The sequence below is a fragment of the Collinsella aerofaciens genome (assembly GCF_028207065.1).
In the GTDB taxonomy this organism is placed as follows: domain Bacteria; phylum Actinomycetota; class Coriobacteriia; order Coriobacteriales; family Coriobacteriaceae; genus Collinsella; species Collinsella aerofaciens_AR.
This window is the reverse complement of record NZ_JAQLFP010000024.1, coordinates 19,836-40,307: the sequence shown is the minus strand read 5'-3', so window position 1 is coordinate 40,307 and position 20,472 is coordinate 19,836. Positions and strand designations below refer to the sequence as shown.

12 protein-coding genes are annotated in these 20,472 nt (G+C 61.4%); 5 read left to right on the top strand and 7 right to left on the bottom strand.

Features of this window, described 5'->3' with window-relative positions; all coding sequences use genetic code 11:
- Positions 1-261: 261 nt before the first annotated feature.
- The gene (gene metK / locus PMX72_RS07700; protein WP_117636948.1) at positions 262-1,542 is read right to left on the bottom strand and encodes a methionine adenosyltransferase; all 1,281 of its coding nucleotides are present in this window, start codon (positions 1,540-1,542) and stop codon (positions 262-264) included.
- 266 nt (positions 1,543-1,808) lie between these two features.
- On the opposite strand from metK, the gene gltX reads away from it, so the two are divergent.
- From gltX to PMX72_RS07675, 5 genes are all read left to right on the top strand, one after another.
- On the top strand, positions 1,809-3,284 hold the full coding sequence (gene gltX, locus PMX72_RS07695; RefSeq protein WP_271729112.1) for a glutamate--tRNA ligase: 1,476 nt from the start codon (positions 1,809-1,811) through the stop codon (positions 3,282-3,284).
- Positions 3,285-3,494: 210 nt separating this feature from the next.
- Complete coding sequence (gene priA / locus PMX72_RS07690) at positions 3,495-5,948, top strand: replication restart helicase PriA (protein WP_271729111.1); 2,454 nt, start codon at positions 3,495-3,497, stop codon at positions 5,946-5,948.
- Positions 5,949-5,966: 18 nt separating this feature from the next.
- The gene (gene def / locus PMX72_RS07685) at positions 5,967-6,503 is read left to right on the top strand and encodes a peptide deformylase (RefSeq protein WP_271729110.1); all 537 of its coding nucleotides are present in this window, start codon (positions 5,967-5,969) and stop codon (positions 6,501-6,503) included.
- A gap of 327 nt (positions 6,504-6,830) precedes the next feature.
- Complete coding sequence (fmt, locus tag PMX72_RS07680) at positions 6,831-7,751, top strand: methionyl-tRNA formyltransferase (RefSeq protein ID WP_117736341.1); 921 nt, start codon at positions 6,831-6,833, stop codon at positions 7,749-7,751.
- Positions 7,748-9,148, top strand: a complete 1,401-nt coding sequence (locus PMX72_RS07675) for an RsmB/NOP family class I SAM-dependent RNA methyltransferase (protein ID WP_271729109.1) — start codon at positions 7,748-7,750, stop codon at positions 9,146-9,148. Before fmt ends, PMX72_RS07675 begins: the two co-directional genes overlap by 4 nt.
- A gap of 141 nt (positions 9,149-9,289) precedes the next feature.
- On the opposite strand, the gene PMX72_RS07670 is transcribed toward PMX72_RS07675, so the two are convergent.
- From PMX72_RS07670 to PMX72_RS07645, 6 genes are all read right to left on the bottom strand, one after another.
- Positions 9,290-9,526: an FmdB family zinc ribbon protein gene (locus tag PMX72_RS07670; RefSeq protein ID WP_118334366.1), complete on the bottom strand. Its 237-nt coding sequence runs from the start codon at positions 9,524-9,526 to the stop codon at positions 9,290-9,292.
- Positions 9,527-9,614: 88 nt separating this feature from the next.
- Positions 9,615-12,911 (bottom strand): 4-alpha-glucanotransferase, encoded by a 3,297-nt coding sequence (locus tag PMX72_RS07665; protein WP_271729108.1) that lies wholly within the window; start codon positions 12,909-12,911, stop codon positions 9,615-9,617.
- Positions 12,912-13,129: 218 nt separating this feature from the next.
- Positions 13,130-15,478 (bottom strand): glycogen synthase GlgA, encoded by a 2,349-nt coding sequence (gene glgA / locus PMX72_RS07660; protein ID WP_271729107.1) that lies wholly within the window; start codon positions 15,476-15,478, stop codon positions 13,130-13,132.
- 90 nt (positions 15,479-15,568) lie between these two features.
- Positions 15,569-16,696 (bottom strand): glucose-1-phosphate adenylyltransferase subunit GlgD, encoded by a 1,128-nt coding sequence (gene glgD, locus PMX72_RS07655; RefSeq protein ID WP_117564079.1) that lies wholly within the window; start codon positions 16,694-16,696, stop codon positions 15,569-15,571.
- Between the two features lie 4 nt (positions 16,697-16,700).
- On the bottom strand, positions 16,701-17,849 hold the full coding sequence (locus PMX72_RS07650; protein WP_035138263.1) for a glucose-1-phosphate adenylyltransferase: 1,149 nt from the start codon (positions 17,847-17,849) through the stop codon (positions 16,701-16,703).
- Positions 17,850-17,953: 104 nt separating this feature from the next.
- Positions 17,954-20,380 carry a glycogen/starch/alpha-glucan phosphorylase gene (locus PMX72_RS07645; RefSeq protein WP_271729106.1) on the bottom strand — a complete coding sequence of 809 codons (2,427 nt, stop codon included), beginning with the start codon at positions 20,378-20,380 and terminating at the stop codon, positions 17,954-17,956.
- Positions 20,381-20,472: the final 92 nt, after the last annotated feature.

Genomic DNA, 20,472 nt, shown 5'->3' with positions numbered 1-20,472 from the left:
TGCTCGGACAGTCCTGACTCGCACGGAGAGCACATTAAGTGCTCTCCGGCTCGTGCGGAACTCGCGATCGACCTTATGCCCCGCCCCTCGGGACTAAGGATACATGGTTGGAGTGCCCGTGCTGCAAAATTCATTAGCTAGTGACGCAGCGTAGGTTCATATCGAAACATCTTCACTACCGGATTAATAAAAAAGAAGTACCGCTTGGGGGCGGTACTTCTTTTGAAAGCGTGTGCGCGTTGTGACCTTGGTGGTTCCCAATTACAGCCCGCAGGCTGCTTTGAGTTCTTCGACTCGATCGGTTTTCTCCCAGGTGAAGTCGGCGTCTTCTCGGCCGAAGTGGCCGTAGGCTGCTGTCTTCTCGTAGATCGGTCGACGCAGGTCCAGGTCGCGGATGATTGCGCCCGGGCGCAGGTCGAAGGTCTTCTCTACGGCTTCAACGATCTTGTCCTCGGCAACATGCGCAGTACCGAAGGTGTCGACCATGATTGAGAGGGGCTTGGAAACGCCGATGGCGTAGGCCAGCTCGACTTCGCAGCGGTCGGCCAGACCGGCGGCGACCACGTTCTTGGCGACCCAGCGCGCGGCATACGCGGCGGAGCGGTCAACCTTGGTGCAGTCCTTGCCACTAAAGGCGCCGCCGCCGTGACGGCCGTAGCCGCCGTAGGTGTCGACGATGATCTTGCGGCCGGTGAGGCCCGTGTCGCCCATGGGGCCGCCCACGACAAAGCGACCGGTGGGGTTCACGTAGATGTCCGCGTTGTCCCACGGCATGTTCTCGGCGGCCATGACCGGGGTGATGACGTGTTCGATGAGGTCGGCCTTGATCTTGCCCATGTCCTCAATCTCGGCGGCGTGCTGCGTGGAGATGACGATGGTCGTGACCTCCACGGGCTTACCTTCCTCGTAGCGCACCGTGACCTGGGTCTTGCCGTCGGGGCGCAGGTAGGGCAGGGTTCCGTCATGGCGCACGGCAGCCAGGCGCTCGGCCAGGCGGCTTGCCAGGTAGTGCGGCATGGGCATGAGGGTCTTGGTCTCGTTGGAGGCATAACCGAACATCATGCCCTGGTCGCCGGCGCCGATCAGGTCGATCGGGTCGGTGGTAGCGCCGGTCTGAGTCTCGAAGGACTCGTCAACGCCCTGGGCGATATCGGGCGACTGCTCGTGGATGAGGCTCATAACGCCGCAGGTGTCGCAGTCAAAACCGAACTTGGCGCGGTTGTAGCCAATGCGGCGGATGACGCCGCGGGCGATTTCCTGTACGTCGACGTAGGCCTGGGTGCGAATCTCGCCGGCGACGATGACGGTGCCGGTGGTCACGAGGGTCTCGCAGGCGCAGCGGACGTTCTCCACGTTGGCAGGCACGCCGTTGGGGGCGATGTAGCCCTGCTCCTGGAGCTCTATTTCTTTGGCGAGGATTGCGTCGAGGACGGCGTCACTGATCTGGTCAGCGATCTTATCGGGATGACCTTCGGTCACCGACTCCGACGTAAAAACAAAGGACCCGTGTTGGGGTGGGATGGAACGAAGTTCTTCTGACATGATTGTCCTTTCAAAAACGTGTCCCGGCGACCGTTACCATTCCGCCGGGCTCTCTATGCAAGGGCACATCATAGCGCGTAAATCAAACATTCACACCCTTTCCGCACCTACTCATTGGGGACAGACTTAAATGACCAGTCGGGTGCTCATTGGGTAGTCATTTAAGTCTGTCCCCAATGAGTGGGTCGGTGCCCTTTGTGCGGAGGTTGCTTTGATGCTTTATACTAGTGCGGTTAGACATCCATCCTGCAATCGAGGAGATTTCCATGGCATCAGACGTTCGCGTCCGCTTTGCACCCTCACCCACGGGCAAGCTGCACATCGGCGGCGCCCGCACCGCTATCTATAACTGGGCTTTCGCCCGTGCAAACGGCGGCACGTTTATCCTGCGCATCGACGACACCGACCCCACCCGCTCCACCGACGAGAATACGCAGATCATCCTGCGCGCCATGCGTTGGCTGGGCCTGGACTGGGACGAGGGTCCCGAGGTGGGCGGCGACTTTGGCCCCTACGCCCAGACCGAGCGCCTGGACCTGTACAAGCAGGCCGCCCAGAAGCTTTGGAACGAGGGCAAGGCCTATCCCTGCTTCTGCACCAAGGAGCAGCTCGACGCCGACCGCAAGGCCGCGCAGGAGCGCAAGGACCCCTTCCAGGGCTATCAGCGCCGTTGCCGCGATCTTGATCCCGAGGAGGCCCGCCGCCGCATCGAGGCCGGCGAGTCCTACGTTCTGCGCATCAAGGTGCCCGAGGATCGCGGCGACGTCGTCATCCACGACGCCGTCCACGGCGAGGTGACCTTCGACGCCAAGGAGCTCGACGACTTCGTCATCTTCCGCTCCGACGGCACGCCTACGTATAACTTCGCGACCGTCGTCGACGACGCCATGATGAAGATCACCCATGTCATCCGCGGCGACGACCACCTGTCCAACACCCCGCGCCAGGTCATGGTCTACGAGGCCCTCGGCGCGCCCGTGCCCACGTTCGCCCACATCTCCATGATCCTGGGCGCCGACGGCAAGAAGCTCTCCAAGCGCCACGGCGCCACCTCGGTGGAGGAGTACCGCGACGCCGGTTACCTGTCCGACGCCTTCGTCAACTATCTGGCGCTGCTCGGCTGGTCGCTCGACGGCGAGACCACGATCATCCCGCGCGATGTCCTGGCCAGCAAGTTCTCGCTCGACCGCATCTCCAAGAACCCGGCGACCTTCGACCCCAAGAAGCTCGACTGGGTCAATGCTGAGTATATCAACGGTATGTCTGACGCCCAGTTTGCCGACGAGATCATGGTCCCCGAGCTGCATGAGGCGGGTCTTATCGAGGGTAATGTCGAGTACGGCGAGGATTGGATCGATGCGCTTGCTGCCATCGTTAAGCCGCGCACCAAGATGCCGGCCGACGCCGTGACCGTCGCTGCTCCCATCTTTGCTACGGCCGAGACGCTCGAGTATGACGAGAAGTCTGTTAACAAGGGCCTGGCCAAGGAGGGTATGGGTGCCATTCTGGATGCCGCCAAGGCCGCGCTCGAGGGCGTGGACAAGTGGACTGCCGAGGCCATCGACGCCGCGCTTGAGCCGCTGCCCGAGCAGATGGACCTCAAGAAGCGCGTGGTGTTCCAGGCCGTGCGCGTCGCCGTCTGCGGCAACATGGTGAGCCCTCCGCTGGGCGAGACCATGGCGCTCGTCGGCCGCGACGACTGCCTGGCGCGTATCGACCGCGCTCGCACGATGGCGCTGTAGTAGACGCGCAAATGCATGTATCCGAGCCCCGTTCACCCGAGCGGGGCTCTTGTTTCTGTACCGATGAGTGGGTTGCTGGGACAAAATAATCAGTAGTGTTTGTCCCATGTTCGAGTGACGCAACGAGCTCGACACTCGTATCGGCCATGGGACAAACTCTACTGATTATTTTGTCCCACCCCTTTCAGGTCCGTTCGTTAGAGGTGGTGTATGGCTCAACAACTGTCGCTGTTTGGTTTGCCGGAACCGGAGGAGGCTCCGGTGAAGCCCGTGCCTGCCGCTGCCTCGGCTCAGCCTAAGCCTGCGCGCGAGCCCATTGCCGCCTACGCGAGCGTGGTCCTCGACATCCCGACGCGTGCGCTGTCCGAGCCATTCGCCTACGGCATCCCCCGGTCCCTTGCTAACGAGGCGCAGATTGGATCCACGGTCCTAGTCCATTTTGGTAACCGTGCCGCCGCGGGCTATATCGTCGACATCGCGCCTGAGATGGGCGATCTGCAGGGCAACAACGCCCTCGACCCCGCGCGCATCAAGCCCATCGAGGCCATCCTCAGCAAACCCCTCTTTACCGCCGAGGCTGCCCGCATCGCACGTTGGATGAGCCGCGAGTATGTCGCGACGCTTTCCGAGTGCCTGCGCCTGTTCCTGCCCCCGGGCGGCAGTCCGCGCGTCGTTAAGGGCGATGACGGCGCATGGTCGGTTGAGCGCCCCGCCGTCAAGCCTATCCAAAACCGTTGGGTGATGCTTACGCCCGAAGGCTTTGACTATACGCCGCCCAAGACCGCGGTCCGCCAGCGCCAACTCATCGAGGCGCTCCGGTGCGGCCCGGTCACGATGCGCGACCTCAACCTTCTCTATAACAGCATGTCGGCGACCATCAAAGCGCTCGAAAAGCGCGGCGTCGTGGTGGTGGAGGAGCGCCGCGCCTGGCGTGGCTGCAGCGAGCAGACCACGCTGTCCTCGGCAAGCGGCAAGGCGCCGGTCTCCCTTACCAACGGCCAGCAACGGGCACTCGCGCAGATTGAGCGCGCCCGTCTGGACGCTCATGGCGACGTGGTGTTGGTCGACGGCGTCACCGGCTCCGGCAAAACCGAGGTTTACCTCTCCGCCATCGAGCGCGTGCTCGCAGCCGGTCGCTCTGCCTGCGTGCTGGTGCCCGAGATCTCGCTGACGGCCCAGACCGTCGGCCGCTTCCGCTCGCGCTTTGGCGAGACGGTGGCCGTTTTCCATTCGCGTCTTTCTGCTGGCGAGCGTCTCGACCAGTGGGATATGGTCGCCAGCGGTGCGGCCCGCGTGGTGGTCGGCGCCCGCTCGGCGCTCTTTTGCCCGCTCAGCGACTTGGGCCTCATCATCATCGACGAGGAGCACGAGACTAGTTACAAGCAGGGCTCCAGTCCGCGCTACCACGCTCGCGAGGTGGCGGCCGAGATGGCGCGGCGCTACCGCTGCCCACTCGTGCTGGGCTCGGCCACGCCTTCTGCCGAGGCCCTCGACCGCTGCCGCCGCGGCACGTATAACGGTGCCACCTGGACGCGCGTCGAGATGCCCGAACGCCCGGGGCACGCGGTCCTGCCCACGGTTCGCATTGCCGACCTGCGCCGCGAGTTTTCGCACGGCAGCCGCTCAATGTTCTCTAAACCGCTGATGGAAGGCCTGGAGCGCGTTGTAGAGCGGCGCGAGAAGGCCGTGCTGCTGCATAACCGCCGCGGCTTTGCGCCGTTCCTGATGTGCCGCGAGTGCGGCTGCGTCCCCACCTGCAACCACTGCTCCACCGCCCTTACGTATCACGAGCGCACGCACACGCTGCAATGTCACACATGCGGATCCTCCTGGCGCGTGCAGCCGTATCCCGCGCCCACGAGTCGTTGCCCCAAATGTGGTAGTCGCTACCTTGCAAAAATGGGTCTGGGCACGCAGCAGATCGAGGACGCGCTGCACCAGATGCTGCCCGAGGACGTCGCCATCATCCGCATGGATGCCGATTCCACGCGCGGCAAGGATGCGCACAAAAAGCTGCTCGAGCAGTTCGATGCCGCCGATTGCGCGGTGCTGCTGGGCACCCAGATGATTGCCAAGGGCCTCGACTTTCCCGAGGTCACGCTTGTGGGCGTGGTTAATGCAGACTTTGCGTTAAAGCTGCCCGATTTTAGAGCAGGGGAGCGCGCCTACGATCTGCTGGAGCAGGTCGCGGGCCGTGCCGGTCGCGGCGATCGTCCCGGCGAGGTCATCATCCAGACCTACCTGCCCGAGGATCCGGTCATTCGCGCCGTCGCTGAGCACGACCGTTCGATCTTTACCGACTACGACCTGGACCAGCGCCGCGACGCGCTGTACCCGCCGTTTGTTCGCCTGGTCAACATCTTGGTGTGGTCGGCGAACCGAGACGACGCGCAGGACTTCATTGGGCGCATTGCAAAGCTTCTTAAGCGCCGCTGGCATGCCGCCGCGCCCGACTTTTTGCGGGCGGGGAGCGCCGTGCCCCAGGTGCTGGGCCCGGCTTCGTGTGTAATCGAGAGAGCCAAGGACCGTTACCGCTTCCATCTGCTTGTGAAGTCGCCTGTGGGGTACCATGTCTCTGATGATATCAACGCCTGCCTCAAAGAGGTGGGCTCTGTGCGCGGCGTGAGCGTGAGCGTTGACGTCGATGCCTATGATTTGATGTAACAACCCGAAAGGATGGCCATGGAAGCCAACGGAATCGTACTGTCGCCCGACCCTCGCCTGCGTCAGGAGTGCGCCGTGATCGAGGAGATCACCCCGGCGATCGAGGCGCTTGCCGAGAAGATGAAGAAGATGATGTTCGACAACGGCGGTTGCGGCCTGGCTGCTCCGCAGATCGGCGAGCTTATTCAGCTCGTCACCATCGACTGCGACTACAGCGACAAGAACGACTACGACCCGTACGCGCTCATCAACCCTGTCATTGTTGAGCAGAGCGACCATCTGGTGCCGTTTAGCGAGGGCTGCCTTTCCATCCCGGGCATTAGCTGCGAGATCGAGCGTCCCGACCATGTCGTCGTCGAGGCGTACGACTTGGACGCAAACCTGATTCGCTACGAGGCTACGGGCGACCTGTTCTGCGTGTGCCTACAGCACGAGATCGATCACCTGCATGGCAACACTATGTTCGAGCGACTGAAGCCGATGCAGAGGCTCAAGGCCGTCAAGGAGTACCAGGACGCCCTGGCCCGCGGCGCTCGACCGGGCGAGACGGAGTAGGCCCCACCGTCCCCGGTGCTGAGCGCCCACATATCATCCCGTGCTCAAACATTCTCGCTTTGCTGCGAAACTGCGCGCGGGACGATATGTGGGCGCTCAGCACCGGGGACTGCGTTGTTCTGGCTCGGTTCGCCCGGGTGCCGTCGGGCCAGGGATGGGCGTCTTCGCTGATAGGTGCTTTGCTGAAAGAGCTGCTTTTATTGCGGCTCTTTCTTTGGTTTTGGGTATATTTGTTCTTGTTGAAATGTTATTGCGGATGGGCTGGTGACTTGGCTTTCCGCTGTTCTTTGTAGCCGTCTCGGCTTTGGTTGAGAGGAGACGTTCTTTATGCGTATTGTGTTTATGGGTACGCCTGATTTTGCTGTGCCTTCTTTGACTTCGCTTGTTGAGGCTGGGAATGAGATTGCGCTTGTTGTTACTCGTCCTGATGCTGTTCGTGGGCGTGGTAAGAAGCTTGAGCCGTCTCCTGTTAAGGCTAAGGCGCTTGAGCTGGGGTTACCGGTTGTTGAGGCTAATCGTATGACGCCTGAGGTTGTTGAGGTGCTCCAGGCTGCCCAGGCTGATATTTTCTGTGTGGCTGCTTATGGCTGTATTTTGCCTGATGAGGTGCTGCATATGGCGCCGCTTGGTATTGTGAATGTTCATGCGTCCTTGCTGCCTCGTTGGCGTGGGGCTGCTCCTATTCAGCGTGCCATTCTTGCTGGTGATGAGATTGCTGGCGTTTCTATTATGCGCATTGGGCATGGCGTGGATACCGGCGCCTATTGTGCGCAGGCCTCGACCTCGGTTGCCGGTAAGCATGCCGAGGCGCTGACTATGGAGCTCGCTGAGCTCGGCGGCAAACTGCTTGCCGATACGCTTCCTTCTCTTGCCGATGGCACCGCCGTGTGGATCGAACAGGATGAGGCGCTCGTTACCCATGCTGCCAAGATTTCTAAGCAGGAGATGCGCTTGGATCCGCACATGGCGGCGCTCGATTGCGCGCGTCATGTGCTGGCCTCTTCCGATACCGCGCCTGCTCGTTGCGTGGTTGCCGGCAAGACCGTGCGCGTGCTCGATGCTGCGCCGGCTGATGTGTCGCTTGGCGAGGGTCAGGTTCTCGTTCAGGCTAAGCGTGTTTACCTTGGCCTTTCCGATGGCTCGGTTGAGTTGCTCGAGGTTAAGCCTGATGGCAAGCGTGCTATGGCCGCTTCTGCTTGGGCTGCTGGCCTGCAGGGTGCCGATCTTTCGTGGGGTGTTTTGTCATGAGCAAGCTGTCTCCCGCGCGCAAGCTTGCGCTCGATGTGCTGATGGAGGCCGATCGCCGCGGCATGTACGCGCGCGACGTGCTCTCGTCCCGTGCTTCCGCCAAGGCCATTGACCAGCGCGATTCCGCTTTTGCCGCCCGCTTGGCGCTGGGTGTTGCCGCCACGCAGGGTATTTTGGACGAGCTGCTCGACCAGTTTCTCGATAAGCCCAAAAAGGTCGCTCCGCGTGTGCGCATGGCGCTTCGTATCTCGGCCTTCGAGATGCTCTACCTGCATACGTCTGGCCGCGTTGCCGTAAGTCAGGGAGTTGAGCTGGTTCGCTGCGGTGCTAAGTCCGCCGCCGGTCTGGCGAACGCCGTTCTGCATAAGGTTGCGGACAATGTTGAGGACTTTGCCACGGCATCCGACGTGGATGAGTCCGAGCGACGCTTGGTTCGTCTGTCGCGCCTGATGGGCTTGCCGCGATGGCTGTGCGCTCGCATTATGGCATCGTTTGACACGCCAGACGGTGCGCTTAACTTTGCCGGCAATCTGGCCCCCGCACCGCTGGCCCTGCATGAGAACGCCTTTGCGACTAAGCCCGATCCGTATATCTCGCAGCTCCTCGCGCCTGTCTTCCCGGGCTGCCATGCCCCGGTTGATGCCCAGGTTACTGTTGCTTCGGGTGTGTTTGAGCGTGCTGCCGCGGTGGCATCTGACCTCAACGCGCAGCTTATCGCCACAGCTGCCACGCGTCCTGGAAGCTGCCTTGAGATTGGTGCCGGTCGTGGCACCAAGACCTATGTGATGATGTGTCAGGCCAAGCGTGCGGGCTATGAACGTCAGCATACGGCGCTCGATTTGCATGATCGCAAGTGCGATCTTAATCTCGCTCGCCTGCATAAGGCCGGCATTCAGGGCGTTCGTACGGTTTCGGGTGATGCTTGCGAGCTTGATGAGGTGCTCACATCGTTTGATGCCATGCTTGGCGAGCCGGTTAAGTTCGACACAGTCTTTATCGATGCGCCGTGCTCTGGCACCGGAACCATGCGTCGTCATCCAGAGATCCCGTGGCGCCTGACCGAAAAGGATGTGACGGTTGAGCTGCCCAAGCTGCAGCTGACGATGCTCAAAGAGGCTGCTGTCCGCGTGGCTGCCGGCGGCGAGCTCATCTATGCGACGTGCTCGGTCTTCGACGAGGAGAACATGCAGGTGGTGGACGCTTTCCTGAACTCTCCCGAGGGCACCGGTTTTAGCCTGGAGCCGCTCTCCGAGGCGCAGATTCTGCAACTCCCCGAGTTCGATCAGGCCAAGAAGCTCGTATCCGTACGCCAGAACGATCGAGGCCTCTTCCAAAGCGTGCCGGTAAACGCCGACTCCTACGACGGCCACTTCTGCGCCCGCCTGGTCCACAAGTAACGACTAAGTTGCGGTGAAATAGGGATTGAATAGCGGCTTCTGCCCGCCAAACAGTCCTTATTTCAGCGCAACTCATAAGGAAACCTGGGCAGCTAAAGAAACAGCCCTGCGATTGGTGTCGGTCGCGGGGCTGATTGGTTTCTAGTGGTTATGCGGGCAGTTGGCGCAGCAGCCGTTGGTGGCGCTGGTGCTGGAGCCGCCGCTTCGCTGGTCGGTGTTGTAGAAGCCGCTGCCCTCAAATTTAATACCGCTGGTCGAGAACGTCTTGGCCGCCGGGGCACCGCAGCTCGGGCACACGACCTCGGGAGTCTCGGACATGGGATGCTCAACCTCAAACACGTTGCCGCAGCTCGAGCACTTGTAATCGTAGCGCGCCATAATACTTCCTTTTCAGCACAAAGCGGGCAGATCACTCTGCCCGCATAAATTCAAACGTCTGTAACTGTACCCTATATCGGGCGTTTTATCACGCTTCGCCCCAGAATCTATGCGTGTTGCGCAGGAGCTGTGCGGTTTTGCCCTCAGCGGCCGCAACGTCGGCCTCGTCAGCCTGCCAGGTCCAGTTGCCCGTGGCCACGCCCGGTACGTTCATGCGCGTGTCGTCGCCAAGCCCCAGCACGTCCTGCAGCGGCATCATCACCAGGGGAGCGTCGCTTGTCAGCGCGTCGCTCATCAGCTTGGCTGCCACCTCAACACCGCTCGGCTCGTCGCCGCCCGCAAAGGAGCGCGTGCACCAACCCGCGAGCGTCGACGTGTCGTGCGTCGAGGTGTACAGGATCTTTCCTGGCGTAGGGTGCACGCCGCTACGGACATCGTAGTCGCTAAACTCCAGCACGTCCATGCCGGGGAAGCCGCAGGTCGAGGCCATGGCGCGAACGCCGGGCGTCAGGTAGCCCAGGTCCTCGGCGATAAAGTTGAGCGGCCCCAGCTCGTCATAGGCGGTCTGGAACAGGTCCTTGCCCGGGCCTGCCAGCCAACGCCCGTCGGCGCAGGCCTTACCCGCGGGAATGCTAAAGTAGCTGTGGAAGCCCAGGAAGTGATCCAAGCGCACGCGGTCGTAGAGCGAAAACGCACGACGTAGGCGATCCATCCACCAGCTATAGCCGTTCTGCTTCATGTGGTCCCAGCGGAACGTCGGGTTGCCCCACACCTGGCCCTCGGGCGCAAAGTTGTCGGGCGGCGCACCGGAGATCTCGATTGCCTTACCGGTATCGGACAGCCAGAAGTTCTCGGGTTCGCTCCACGCATCTGCCGAATCGTCGGACACGTACATAGGAATATCGCCGATGACCTCGATGCCCTTCTTGTGCGCATAGTTCATAAGCTCGCACCAAGCCAGGTCAAAGCGGTACTGCATGTACGCCTGAAGCTCGGCCTCGTCGTGGAAACGCTTGTCGTCAATCAAGTGCTCGTTGTAGCGCGCAACATCTGCCGGCCAATCGTGGCGCGATTCGCCCTCAAAGTACTTTTTGACGGCCATATAGACGCAGTACTTCTCGAGCCAATCGGCATTGCGATGTTTAAACGCGGTGTACAGCGGATCGGCATCCTCGCCGCCGTGGGCCTTCCAGGTCTCAAAGTCGGCGGCTAGCTCCTTGTGGCTTTCGGGCAGCAGGTCGATATTGCCTGCAAAGGCCGAAGGACCGGCGTAAGGGGAGCGGAAGAAGTCCGTCGGGTTGACAGGCAGGACCTGCCAGTAGCGCATGCCCATAGCGGCCATATGGTCGATAAAACGACGCGTGGGCGCGCCGATCGTGCCGGGCTTACCGTCGTCGGTCGGCACCGATGTGATATGGCACACAACGCCCGCACCGTAATCGAGCGGCTCCTGCAGACGCTGCTCGGCGTGGTGATAGATGATCGACGATCCCAGCGGATACAGGTCGAGCGTGACGGTGCCATTGTGAATCTCGCACTCGTGACCGCTAATCACATCGCTCGCACATTCGTCGAGCGCCGGAATCGTCACGCGGTGTGAATTGCGCAGGCTGCGGTTGATGATAACCGTAGCGGCCTCGCCATCCTTGCCCGTGCGGTTGTATGCCAGCACCTCGTCGTTGAGCGCGAAGGCCTTGATCTCGCCGTCGATCATAAACGGCAGTGCGCGGCGTACGGCGGAGGCGTTTTTGACAATAGCCAGCGTGTCGAAGTCGTGCAGTTGGTCCTTGGTCGGCAGGGTGCGGCGGTTGCCCGGATCGGTTAGACCCTCCAGGCCGTATTCGTCACCGTAGTAGATCGAAGGCACGCCGGGGAAGGTCATCTGCATGAGCGTGGCGAGCCAAAAACGGCTCTTGGCCAGGCCCATCGAGTTCTCGTCCAGGCGCCATTTGCTGCGCTCGCACTCGGGCAGCTGCGACTCGTCGGGGCCGCCGCCGAGCACCGAGATAATGCGCGGACGGTCGTGGCTCGAAAGCAGATTAAGTGCGCAGGACAGGGCCTCACGGGGATAGTTCTCGCGCAGGGTTTCGATATCCTCGGCTGCCTGGTAGGCGTTCTTGTAGCCCATCAAAAAGCCGATGACCATGTCGCGGAAGGGATAATCCATGGCCGAGTCCAGCTCGGAGCCTTGCAGATAGCGGCGCAGATGGCCGTAGCTGATCTTGTTGGAGGCGTCTTCCCAGACTTCGCCGAGCAACAGTGCATCAGGCTTCTCGGCGAGCACGGCCTTTTTGATCTCGGCCAGGAAATCGTCCGAAAGCTCGTCGGCCACATCGAGGCGCCAGCCATGAGCGCCGGCACGTAGCCATTTACGAATCACGCCGTCCTTGCCCAGGAGCCGCTCGCGTACCAGTTCGGAGCTCTCATTGATGGCGGGCATATTGCCCACGCCCCACCAGCAGTCGTATGAGCCGTCCTCGTGGAAATAAAACGCATCGCGCCATGGAGAATCCTCGCTCTGCCACGCGCCCACGCCGGGGTAGTTGCCGTAGCGGTTGAAATAGATCGAGTCATCGCCCGTGTGGTTGAAGACGCCGTCCAGAATGATGGAGATGCCCAGCTTCTCGGCCGCCTGGCACAGCTCGGTAAAGTCCTGCTCGGTGCCCAGGATCGGGTCGATCTTGGTGTAGTCGGCCGTGTCGTAGCGGTGGTTGCTCGCGGCCTCAAAGATGGGGTTCAGGTAGATGGCCGTAAAGCCCAGCTCCGCGATGCGGGGCAGGTCATTTTGGATGCCCTTGAGCGAGCCGCCGTAGAAGTCCCAGGTCTTGATGGAGCCGTCCTCGGCGCGCTCGTATACGGGCGGCTCGTTCCAGTCCTCGATCATGCGGCGCTGGATTCCGTTGCGCGGTTTTTCGACTTCGGCCAGCGTGCGCTCGCGCCAGTTTTCGTCGCGGGCATAGCGGTCGGGGAAGATCTGGTACACCATGCCGCGCTCGTACCAGGCGGGGCGGTTGTCGCGGTGCTTATAGACGGTGATCTGGAACGAAGGTACCTCGGCGTAGTCGTAGGTTACGCCTTCGCCGCCGGTGCGGCCCTGCGGTGCGCCCAGGCGAACCTCGGGCTGGCCCTCGATATTGCAGATAAAGCTGTACCAGATAAGACAGGGCTCGGTACACTCAAGCTCTACGGAAAATATGCCGTCGCCTTCATGCGTCGTGGGATACCGAGACTCGCCGATCTCATCGACCCAAGTGCGCAGGGTGAGCGTTGCCTGGTTGGGGTCGGCATCCTCCAAAATTACCGACAGCGAAACGGAAGTGCCAGTGGTCACAGCGCCAAACGGAGTGCGAAACTGCGGCAGGCGGCTGTTGTGTATCAATCTCATAGTACGGTCCAGTTCAATAGAATCATGGCCTGCTGGCCATGGGCTTTACGCACAGGATGTAAGTATATCTGTTGTACACAGGCTGTATAAACAACATCCGTTTACCATCGGCGAACGGTTGTCCTAGAAAATCGTTTTACCAACTATCCACAGAGAAGGGGCGCCCGGTTGGAGCGCCCCTTACTTATGGTTTGATGAGGTTTTGGATCGTCTGTGGGCTAGCGGCGCTTGCGGGTGGCCGTTGCCTTGCGGACGGACGTCTTCTTGGACGGCGCTTTTTTCTCGGTCGCGGCGGCGGGGGAGACCGGGGGCTCCTTGGCGGGTTCGACCTTAGGCTCGGCCTTTGCCGTAGCCTTCGGAGCGGTCTTCGGTGCCGGCTTGGGCTTTGCCTCGGGCTTGGGCTCCTCTTTGACGGCGGCGGGCTTAGCCTCTGCCTTGGCAGCTGCGGCCTTGGTCGTGGACTTCTTGGCCGTCGTCGTTGCGCGCTTGCGCGTGGTGGTCTTGGCGGTCGGCTTGGCCTCGACAGCTGCCTTGGTCTTAGGCTCGGCGGCTGCCTCCTTAACCTTGACGGCGGGCTTTGTGGCAGCCTTCGGAGCGGCCTTGGTCGCAGTAGCCTTGGCGGCCGTCGACTTCGTTGCCGTGGTCTTCTTGGCAGCTGTTACCTTCTTGGCGGTCGTGGTCGCCTTCTTGGCAGCGGTCTTTGCCGGAGCCTTGGCGGCCGGCTTGGCCTCAGCGATCTCGGCCTTTACCTCAGGAGCGACCTCGGGTTCGGCGGCCTTCTTGGCAGCGGCGGTCGTGCGCTTGCGCGCGGTCGTTGTCTTGGCAGCGGTGGTCTTGCTCGCAGCGGCCTTCGTGGTCGTGGTCTTCTTAGCCGTCGTCTTACGAGTCGCGGTCTTCTTTGCCGCAGGCTTTGCAGCAGGCTTGACCTCAGCCTCTGCCCCAGGAGCAACTTCAGCCTTCACCTCAGGCTCGGCCTTTGCGGTCTCAGCCTCAACCGGCTTCTCCTCGGCCTCAACCGGCTTCTCTTCGGCCTTGGGCTCCTCAGCGGCCACCGGCTCAGCAACAGCCTCAGGCTCGTCGACAACAGCCACCGGGCGCTCGATCTCCGGGTGCATAAAGAAGTACAGGTCCAGATACTTATCGGCCGAGCGCGTCCAGCTAAAGTCCTGGCTCATGGCCTGCGTTACCAGCTGGTTCCAGGCGTCGCGGTTATCCCAGAACAGACGCGCCGCGCGGAACACGGCGTCGCCCATCTCGTCGCCGTTAAAGTTGGTAAACGAGAAGCCCGTGCCTTCGCCGGTAAACTCGTTATACGGAATCACAGTGTCTTTCAGGCCGCCGGTCTCGCGCACGATAGGCAGGGTGCCGTAGCGCATGGCGATGATCTGCGACAGGCCGCAGGGCTCAAACTTCGAAGGCATTAGGAACATGTCGGCGGCGGCATACATGCGCTGCGACAGCGCAGGATCGAACTCGATGCGTGCGGCCATGGTACCGGGGTACTTGTCCTGGAAGTAGCGCAGACCGTCCTCGTAGTCGCGGTCGCCGGTGCCCAGCACCGCCACCTGCACGCCGCCGGCCAGAATGCGGTCGAGCGCGTACATGACCAGGTCCATGCCCTTCTGGCGCGTCAGGCGCGTGACCATGACCATAAGCGGACGGTCGTCGCGAACCTCGAGCCCCAGCTCTTCCTGCAGCTTGGCCTTGCATACGGCCTTACCAGAACGGTCCTCCACGGTGTAGTTGGCGGCAATGCGCTTGTCGGTCGCCGGGTCAAAGCCCGCCACGTCAATGCCATTCAAAATGCCCTGCAGCGCATAGGAGCGCTCGCGCAGCACGCCGTCCAGGCCCTCGCCAAACTCGGGCGTCTGGATCTCGCTGGCATAGGTGGGGCTCACCGTGGTTATGGCGTCGGCATAGCGCAGGGCGCCCAGCATGTAGTTGATGCTGCAGGCGTCGCAACGCAGCTGCGAGGCGGCCGCCGGAATGTGTGCCACACCCAGGATGTCCTCCATCACGGTGTCGCTAAACTGGCCCTGGAACGCCACGTTGTGGATCGAGAACACGGTCTTGACGCGGTCATACAGCGGCAGGCCCTGGTAAAACTCGCGCAAAAACACGGGCGCAAGTGCCGTCTGCCAGTCATTGCAGTGCAGGATGTCGCACTCAAAGTCGGCCGGCAGGTGCTGCAGGCTCTCGGTGATGGCCTTGGAGAAGAACGCAAAGCGCTCGCCGTCGTCAAAGAAGCCGTACGGATAGTCGCGCGCAAAGTAGCGCTCGTTGTCGATGAACATATAGGTGACGCCGTCGTGCTCGAGCTTCTCGAGTCCACAGTACTCGTTGCGCCAGCCCAGACTCACGTAAAAGTCGGAGAAGTGCTCCATCTGCGCCTTGTACTCGTCCTTTATGGTGGCGTACTTGGGCACCATCACGATAACTTCGGCGCCGGCGCGCACAAGCGCCGCAGGCAGCGAGCCTGCCACGTCGCCCAGGCCACCGGTCTTTACAAACGGTGCGCACTCGGCCGAGGCAAACACGATCTGCATCTTTTTGCTGGAATCTGCCATATTGTCTCCCATGTTGCAATTCGAGAATAGCCGCCTGGCGCTAACCGGGCGGCTATTCTACATGTTACGAGCGATGTTGCGGTGCCAACGTTAACGTACGATGGTGGTGTCGGAAGTTAACGGAGCCTTGCCCAGCACCAGGATGTTCTCGGGCGTGCCGCGAAGCTCGGTGTTGGTGGGGACCACGTTGTTCTTGTCCAGGATGGCGTTCTCAACGCGTGCGCCGCTCTTGATGATGCAGCTCTGGTTGATGATCGAGTTGGTCACCGAAGCTCCTTCCTCGACCACGACGCCGCGTGACAGGATTGAGTTGCGCACGGTGCCCTTGATGATGCAGCCGGCCGAGATGATCGAGTTGCACGCGTGGCTGCCGGTCGCATAGCGCGAAGGCGGCACGTCGTGGGCCTTGGTCAGGATCGGGCGCTCAGGGTCAAAGAGCTGGTCGGCCACGGTCTGGTCGAGCAGGTCCATGCTGCGGCGATACAGCGACTTCTCGCTAAACACGCCCACGACCTCGCCCTTGTACTCGTAGCTGCACACGTCGATGTTGCCAAAGTCGCCCTGGAGTGCCTCGAGCAGGTCCAGATAGTCGGCGGCCTGGTAGTGGTCGATGATCTCGAGCAGCGTCTCGCGGTTGACGATGCAGCAGTCCATGGACGCGTTGTCGCCATACACGACGCCGGCGCTCACGCCCGTCAGGCGGCCGTTCTCGTTAATCTCGAGCTTGGTCTCGTCATCGACGTTGCGCGTGGCCTTGCAGTACACCACGGTCATCTGGGCACCGGAGTTCTCGTGCGCTTCGATGATGGTGTTGAGGTCCATGTTAAAGATGATGTTGGTGCCCATCATCACGACATAGGGCTTCTCCGAGCGCTGGAACAGCGTCTTGTTGGAGATGATGTCGCGCAGCAAGAAGCGCATGCCGCCCTTGGTGGTGCCATACGCGTTGCCGGGGACCATGAACAGGCCGCCCTTCTTGCGGTCCAGGCCCCAGTCCTTGCCCGAGCCCACGTGGTCGATCAGCGAGCGGTAGTTACCCGGCATGACGACGCCGACGGTCTTAATGCCGGCATTCATCATGTTGGACAGCGGGAAGTCGATCAGGCGGTAGCGGCCCAAAAACGGAACGGACGCGATGGGGCGGTCCTTGAGCAGGACACTGCCGTAGGACGAAGAGTAGTTAGCGGTGATATAACCGATGGCCTTGCGATTAATCATCGGATCATTCCCCCTTCCCGATAACGACGTCATTTCCAACGACGGCCGTATCCTTGGTGGTATCGACAGAGCCGAGCTTCACGCCCTCTTCGACCGTGGAGTTCTCGCCCAAAATAGCGCGGCAGATGTGTGCGCCGCTCTTAACGTGCGCACCCGGCAGCAGCACGGAGTCCTCGACCACGGCGCGCTCCTCGATGATGACATCGGTCGAAAGGATCGAGTGGCGAGCGGTGCCGTAGATCTTGCAGCCGTTGGAGACCAGGCAGTCGTCCAGGCGGCCGTCCGGGCCAATGTAGTGCGGCGGGCGCGTGGTGATGTTGGACATGATGGGGAAGTTCTTGTCAAACAGATCAAACTCGGGGTTGTTACCCAGCAGGTCCATCGAGGTCTCATGGAAGCTGGCGATGGTGCCGACGTCCTTCCAGAAGCCGTGGAACTCGTAGCTGTACAGGCGCTTGTTCTCACCGAGCAGCTTGGGGATGATGTCCTTGCCAAAGTCGTGGCTCGAGCGCTGGTCCAGAGCATCCTCCTCGAGCGCCTCGATCAGCACGTCGGCCGAGAAGATGTAGATGCCCATGGAAGCGAGGTTCGAATCGGGCTTCTCGGGCTTCTCGGTGAACTTGGTGATGCGGCCGTCCTCGGGATCGGTGGTCAGGATGCCAAAGCGGCTGGCCTCCTCCCACGGCACGGGCATAACGCTCACGGTGAGGTCGGCGTTGTTCTCAATGTGCGTCTTGAGCATCTTGCGGTAGTCCATGCGATACAGGTGATCGCCCGAAAGAATCAGGACGTACTTGGGGTCGTTGGCCTTGATGTAGTCGAGGTTCTGCGTAATGGCGTCGGCCGTGCCCGCATACCAGGCGCCGCCGGTCTGCGTCTCGTACGGCGGCAGGATCGACACGCCGCCGTCGCGGCTGTCCAGATCCCACGCCTCGCCGGAGCCCACGTAGGCATGCAGCAGGTAGGGACGGTACTGCGTCAGAACGCCCACCGTGTCGATGCCCGAGTTGGAGCAGTTGGACAGCGAAAAGTCGATAATGCGGAACTTGCCACCAAAGCTAACCGCCGGCTTGGCGATCTTTTGGGTGAGTGCCCCCAATCGGCTGCCCTGTCCTCCTGCGAGGAGCATCGCGATGCATTCTTTCTTACTCATCGATTTCTCCTTCTGTCATCGATGTTCCTAACCCATTAGCGACGGGCGCGGCGCACTGTCACGCCCGTCGAGTAATGCCGTGCGGCAAAGGGAGCTCGCGCGCTTTATGCGTGCCAGATCTCGTCGCGATACTCGCGAATGGTGCGGTCGGACGAGAACCAGCCACTCGAGGCGGTGTTGAGCAGGGCCTTGCGGTTCCAGGTCTCCTGGTCGCCGTAGCTGCCCGTGAGGTTCTCCCATGCATCCACGTAGCTACGGAAGTCAGCCATGACTAGGTCGGGGTCGTTGTTGTTCATGAGCTCGTTGTAGATGCTCTCGAAGTTGCCCGAAAGACCCGCAAAGGTGTTGTCCTTGAGCTCGTCCATCACGCGGCCCAGACGCTCGCGATCGTTGTTGAGCGTATCCCAAGCAAAGTAGCTGTTGGATGCCCAGAGCTGCTCGACCTCGGGGGCGGTCAGGCCAAAGATGGCCTCGTTCTCGCGGCCGGCCAGGTCGGCGATCTCGATGTTGGCGCCGTCGAGGGTACCCAGCGTAATGGCGCCGTTCATCATGAGCTTCATGTTGGACGTGCCCGACGCCTCCTTGCCGGCCGTGGAAATCTGCTCCGAGATCTCGGCGGCGGGGTAGATGAGCTGGGCGTTGCTCACGCGGAAGTTGGGGATAAAGCAAACCTTCATGACCTCGTTGACGCGGGCGTCGTTGTTGATGACGTCGGCCACGGAGTTAATGAGGCGGATGGTCTCCTTGGCGAAGGTGTAGCTCGAGGCAGCCTTGCCGCTAAAGATGAAGGTCGTCGGCGTCACGTGGAAGTTGGGATCGGCGATGCGACGGTTGTAGATGTCCATCACCTTCATGATGTTCATGAGCTGGCGCTTATAGGCGTGGAAGCGCTTTACCTGGACATCGAAGACGGAGTTGGGGTCGATAACCAGACCGGTTTCGGCCTTGACGTAGGCGGCCAGACGTTCCTTGTTGGCGCGCTTGGAGGCACCCACGGCCTTCAGGAACTCGGTGTCGTTCTGGAACTCTTTGAGTTTCTCCAGCTCAAAGGCGTCCTTGAGCCAGCCGTCGCCAATGGCCTCGGTCACGAGCTTGGCGTAGGTAGGGTTGGCCTCGGCAAAGAAGCGACGGTGCGAGATACCGTTGGTCTTGTTGTTGAACTTCTCGGGCGTCAGGGCATAGAAGTCCTTGAGCACGATGTTCTTGATGATGTCGGAGTGGATCTTGGCGACGCCGTTGACGCTGTGGCTGCAGATCACGGACAGGTTGGCCATGCGGATCTCGCCGTCCCACAGAATGGCGGTCTGGCGCAGACGCTCCTGCCAGCCCTCCTGCGTGGTGTCGAACGACTCGTGCCAACGACGGCTGATCTCGTCGATGATCTGGTACACGCGGGGGAGGAGCTTGGAGAACGTGCCGATGGGCCACTTCTCCAGAGCCTCGGGCAGAATGGTGTGGTTGGTGTAGCTCACGACCTGCGTCACAATGTTCCACGCGTCATCCCACTCGAGCTTCTTCTCGTCGATGAGGATGCGCATGAGCTCGGGGCCGCACATGGCGGGGTGCGTGTCGTTGGTGTGGATGGCCACAAACTGCGGCAGCAGCTCCCAGTTTTCGCCGTGCTCCTTCTCAAAGGTGTCGAGCAGGCTGTAGATGCCGGCCGAAACAAACAGGTACTCCTGCTTTAGGCGCAGCAGACGGCCGTGCTCGCCGGCGTCGTTGGGGTAGAGGATGGCACTGATGGCCTCGGCCTCGGCGCGCTCGGCATCGGCCAGGGCGTAGTCGCCGCGGTTGAAGGCCTCCAGGTCAAAGTGCTCCTCGACCGGCTCGGCGGCCCATACGCGTAGCTTGTTGACGGTCTCGCCGGCATAGCCCACCACGGGGATGTCATAGGGAACGGCCAGGATGTCCTGCGTGTCCACCGTGCGGTAGAACGTACGGCCGTTCTCCTCAAAGCCCTCGACGTGGCCACCAAACTTGATGGTCACGGCCTTATCCTGACGACGGACCTCCCAGGGATAGCCGTGGGTGAGCCACTCGTCGGTGGCCTCGACCTGGCTGCCGTTGACGATCTCCTGCTTAAACAGGCCGTAACGGTAGCGCATGCCGTTGCCGTAGCCGGCAATGCCCTCGGCTGCCATGGAATCCAGGAAGCATGCGGCCAGACGGCCTAGGCCACCGTTGCCCAGCGCCGGATCGGGCTCCTGGTTCTCGATGACGGACAGGTCAAAGCCCATGTCGTCGAGCGCCTCGGCGACCATGTCGCGCACGCCAAAGTTGAGCAGGTAGTTGTCGAGCAGGCGGCCGATCAAAAACTCGATCGAGAAGTAGTACACGCGCTTTTTGCCCTCGGCGGTGACGCGGGCGTCACTCTTGGTGGCAACGGTGCGCGCCTTCTCGGCCACGAGCTTGGCCAGGGCGTTAAAGCGATCGAGGTCGCTGGCGGCCTCGACGCTCTTGCCGCTGATGCTCATGACGGCATCGCGATAGAGCTCGGTAAACTCCTGCTTGTTGTCGAAGATCTTATTCATACGTTCCTTTCCCCCGGGGATGTTTCTCCCGGAACGGTTATGACATGTATCCTACGCCCCCGCGGGGCGGGTAATTGCAGTGGTAACGCCTT

What these genes read in the sequence shown, in the direction of transcription:
- metK (WP_117636948.1), bottom strand. Translation starts at nt 1,542, where the DNA reads ATGTCAGAAGAACTTCGTTCCATCCCACCCCAACACGGGTCCTTTGTT.
- gltX (WP_271729112.1), top strand. Translation starts at nt 1,809, where the DNA reads ATGGCATCAGACGTTCGCGTCCGCTTTGCACCCTCACCCACGGGCAAG.
- priA (WP_271729111.1), top strand. Translation starts at nt 3,495, where the DNA reads ATGGCTCAACAACTGTCGCTGTTTGGTTTGCCGGAACCGGAGGAGGCT.
- def (WP_271729110.1), top strand. Translation starts at nt 5,967, where the DNA reads ATGGAAGCCAACGGAATCGTACTGTCGCCCGACCCTCGCCTGCGTCAG.
- fmt (WP_117736341.1), top strand. Translation starts at nt 6,831, where the DNA reads ATGCGTATTGTGTTTATGGGTACGCCTGATTTTGCTGTGCCTTCTTTG.
- PMX72_RS07675 (WP_271729109.1), top strand. Translation starts at nt 7,748, where the DNA reads ATGAGCAAGCTGTCTCCCGCGCGCAAGCTTGCGCTCGATGTGCTGATG.
- PMX72_RS07670 (WP_118334366.1), bottom strand. Translation starts at nt 9,526, where the DNA reads ATGGCGCGCTACGATTACAAGTGCTCGAGCTGCGGCAACGTGTTTGAG.
- PMX72_RS07665 (WP_271729108.1), bottom strand. Translation starts at nt 12,911, where the DNA reads ATGAGATTGATACACAACAGCCGCCTGCCGCAGTTTCGCACTCCGTTT.
- glgA (WP_271729107.1), bottom strand. Translation starts at nt 15,478, where the DNA reads ATGGCAGATTCCAGCAAAAAGATGCAGATCGTGTTTGCCTCGGCCGAG.
- glgD (WP_117564079.1), bottom strand. Translation starts at nt 16,696, where the DNA reads ATGATTAATCGCAAGGCCATCGGTTATATCACCGCTAACTACTCTTCG.
- PMX72_RS07650 (WP_035138263.1), bottom strand. Translation starts at nt 17,849, where the DNA reads ATGAGTAAGAAAGAATGCATCGCGATGCTCCTCGCAGGAGGACAGGGC.
- PMX72_RS07645 (WP_271729106.1), bottom strand. Translation starts at nt 20,380, where the DNA reads ATGAATAAGATCTTCGACAACAAGCAGGAGTTTACCGAGCTCTATCGC.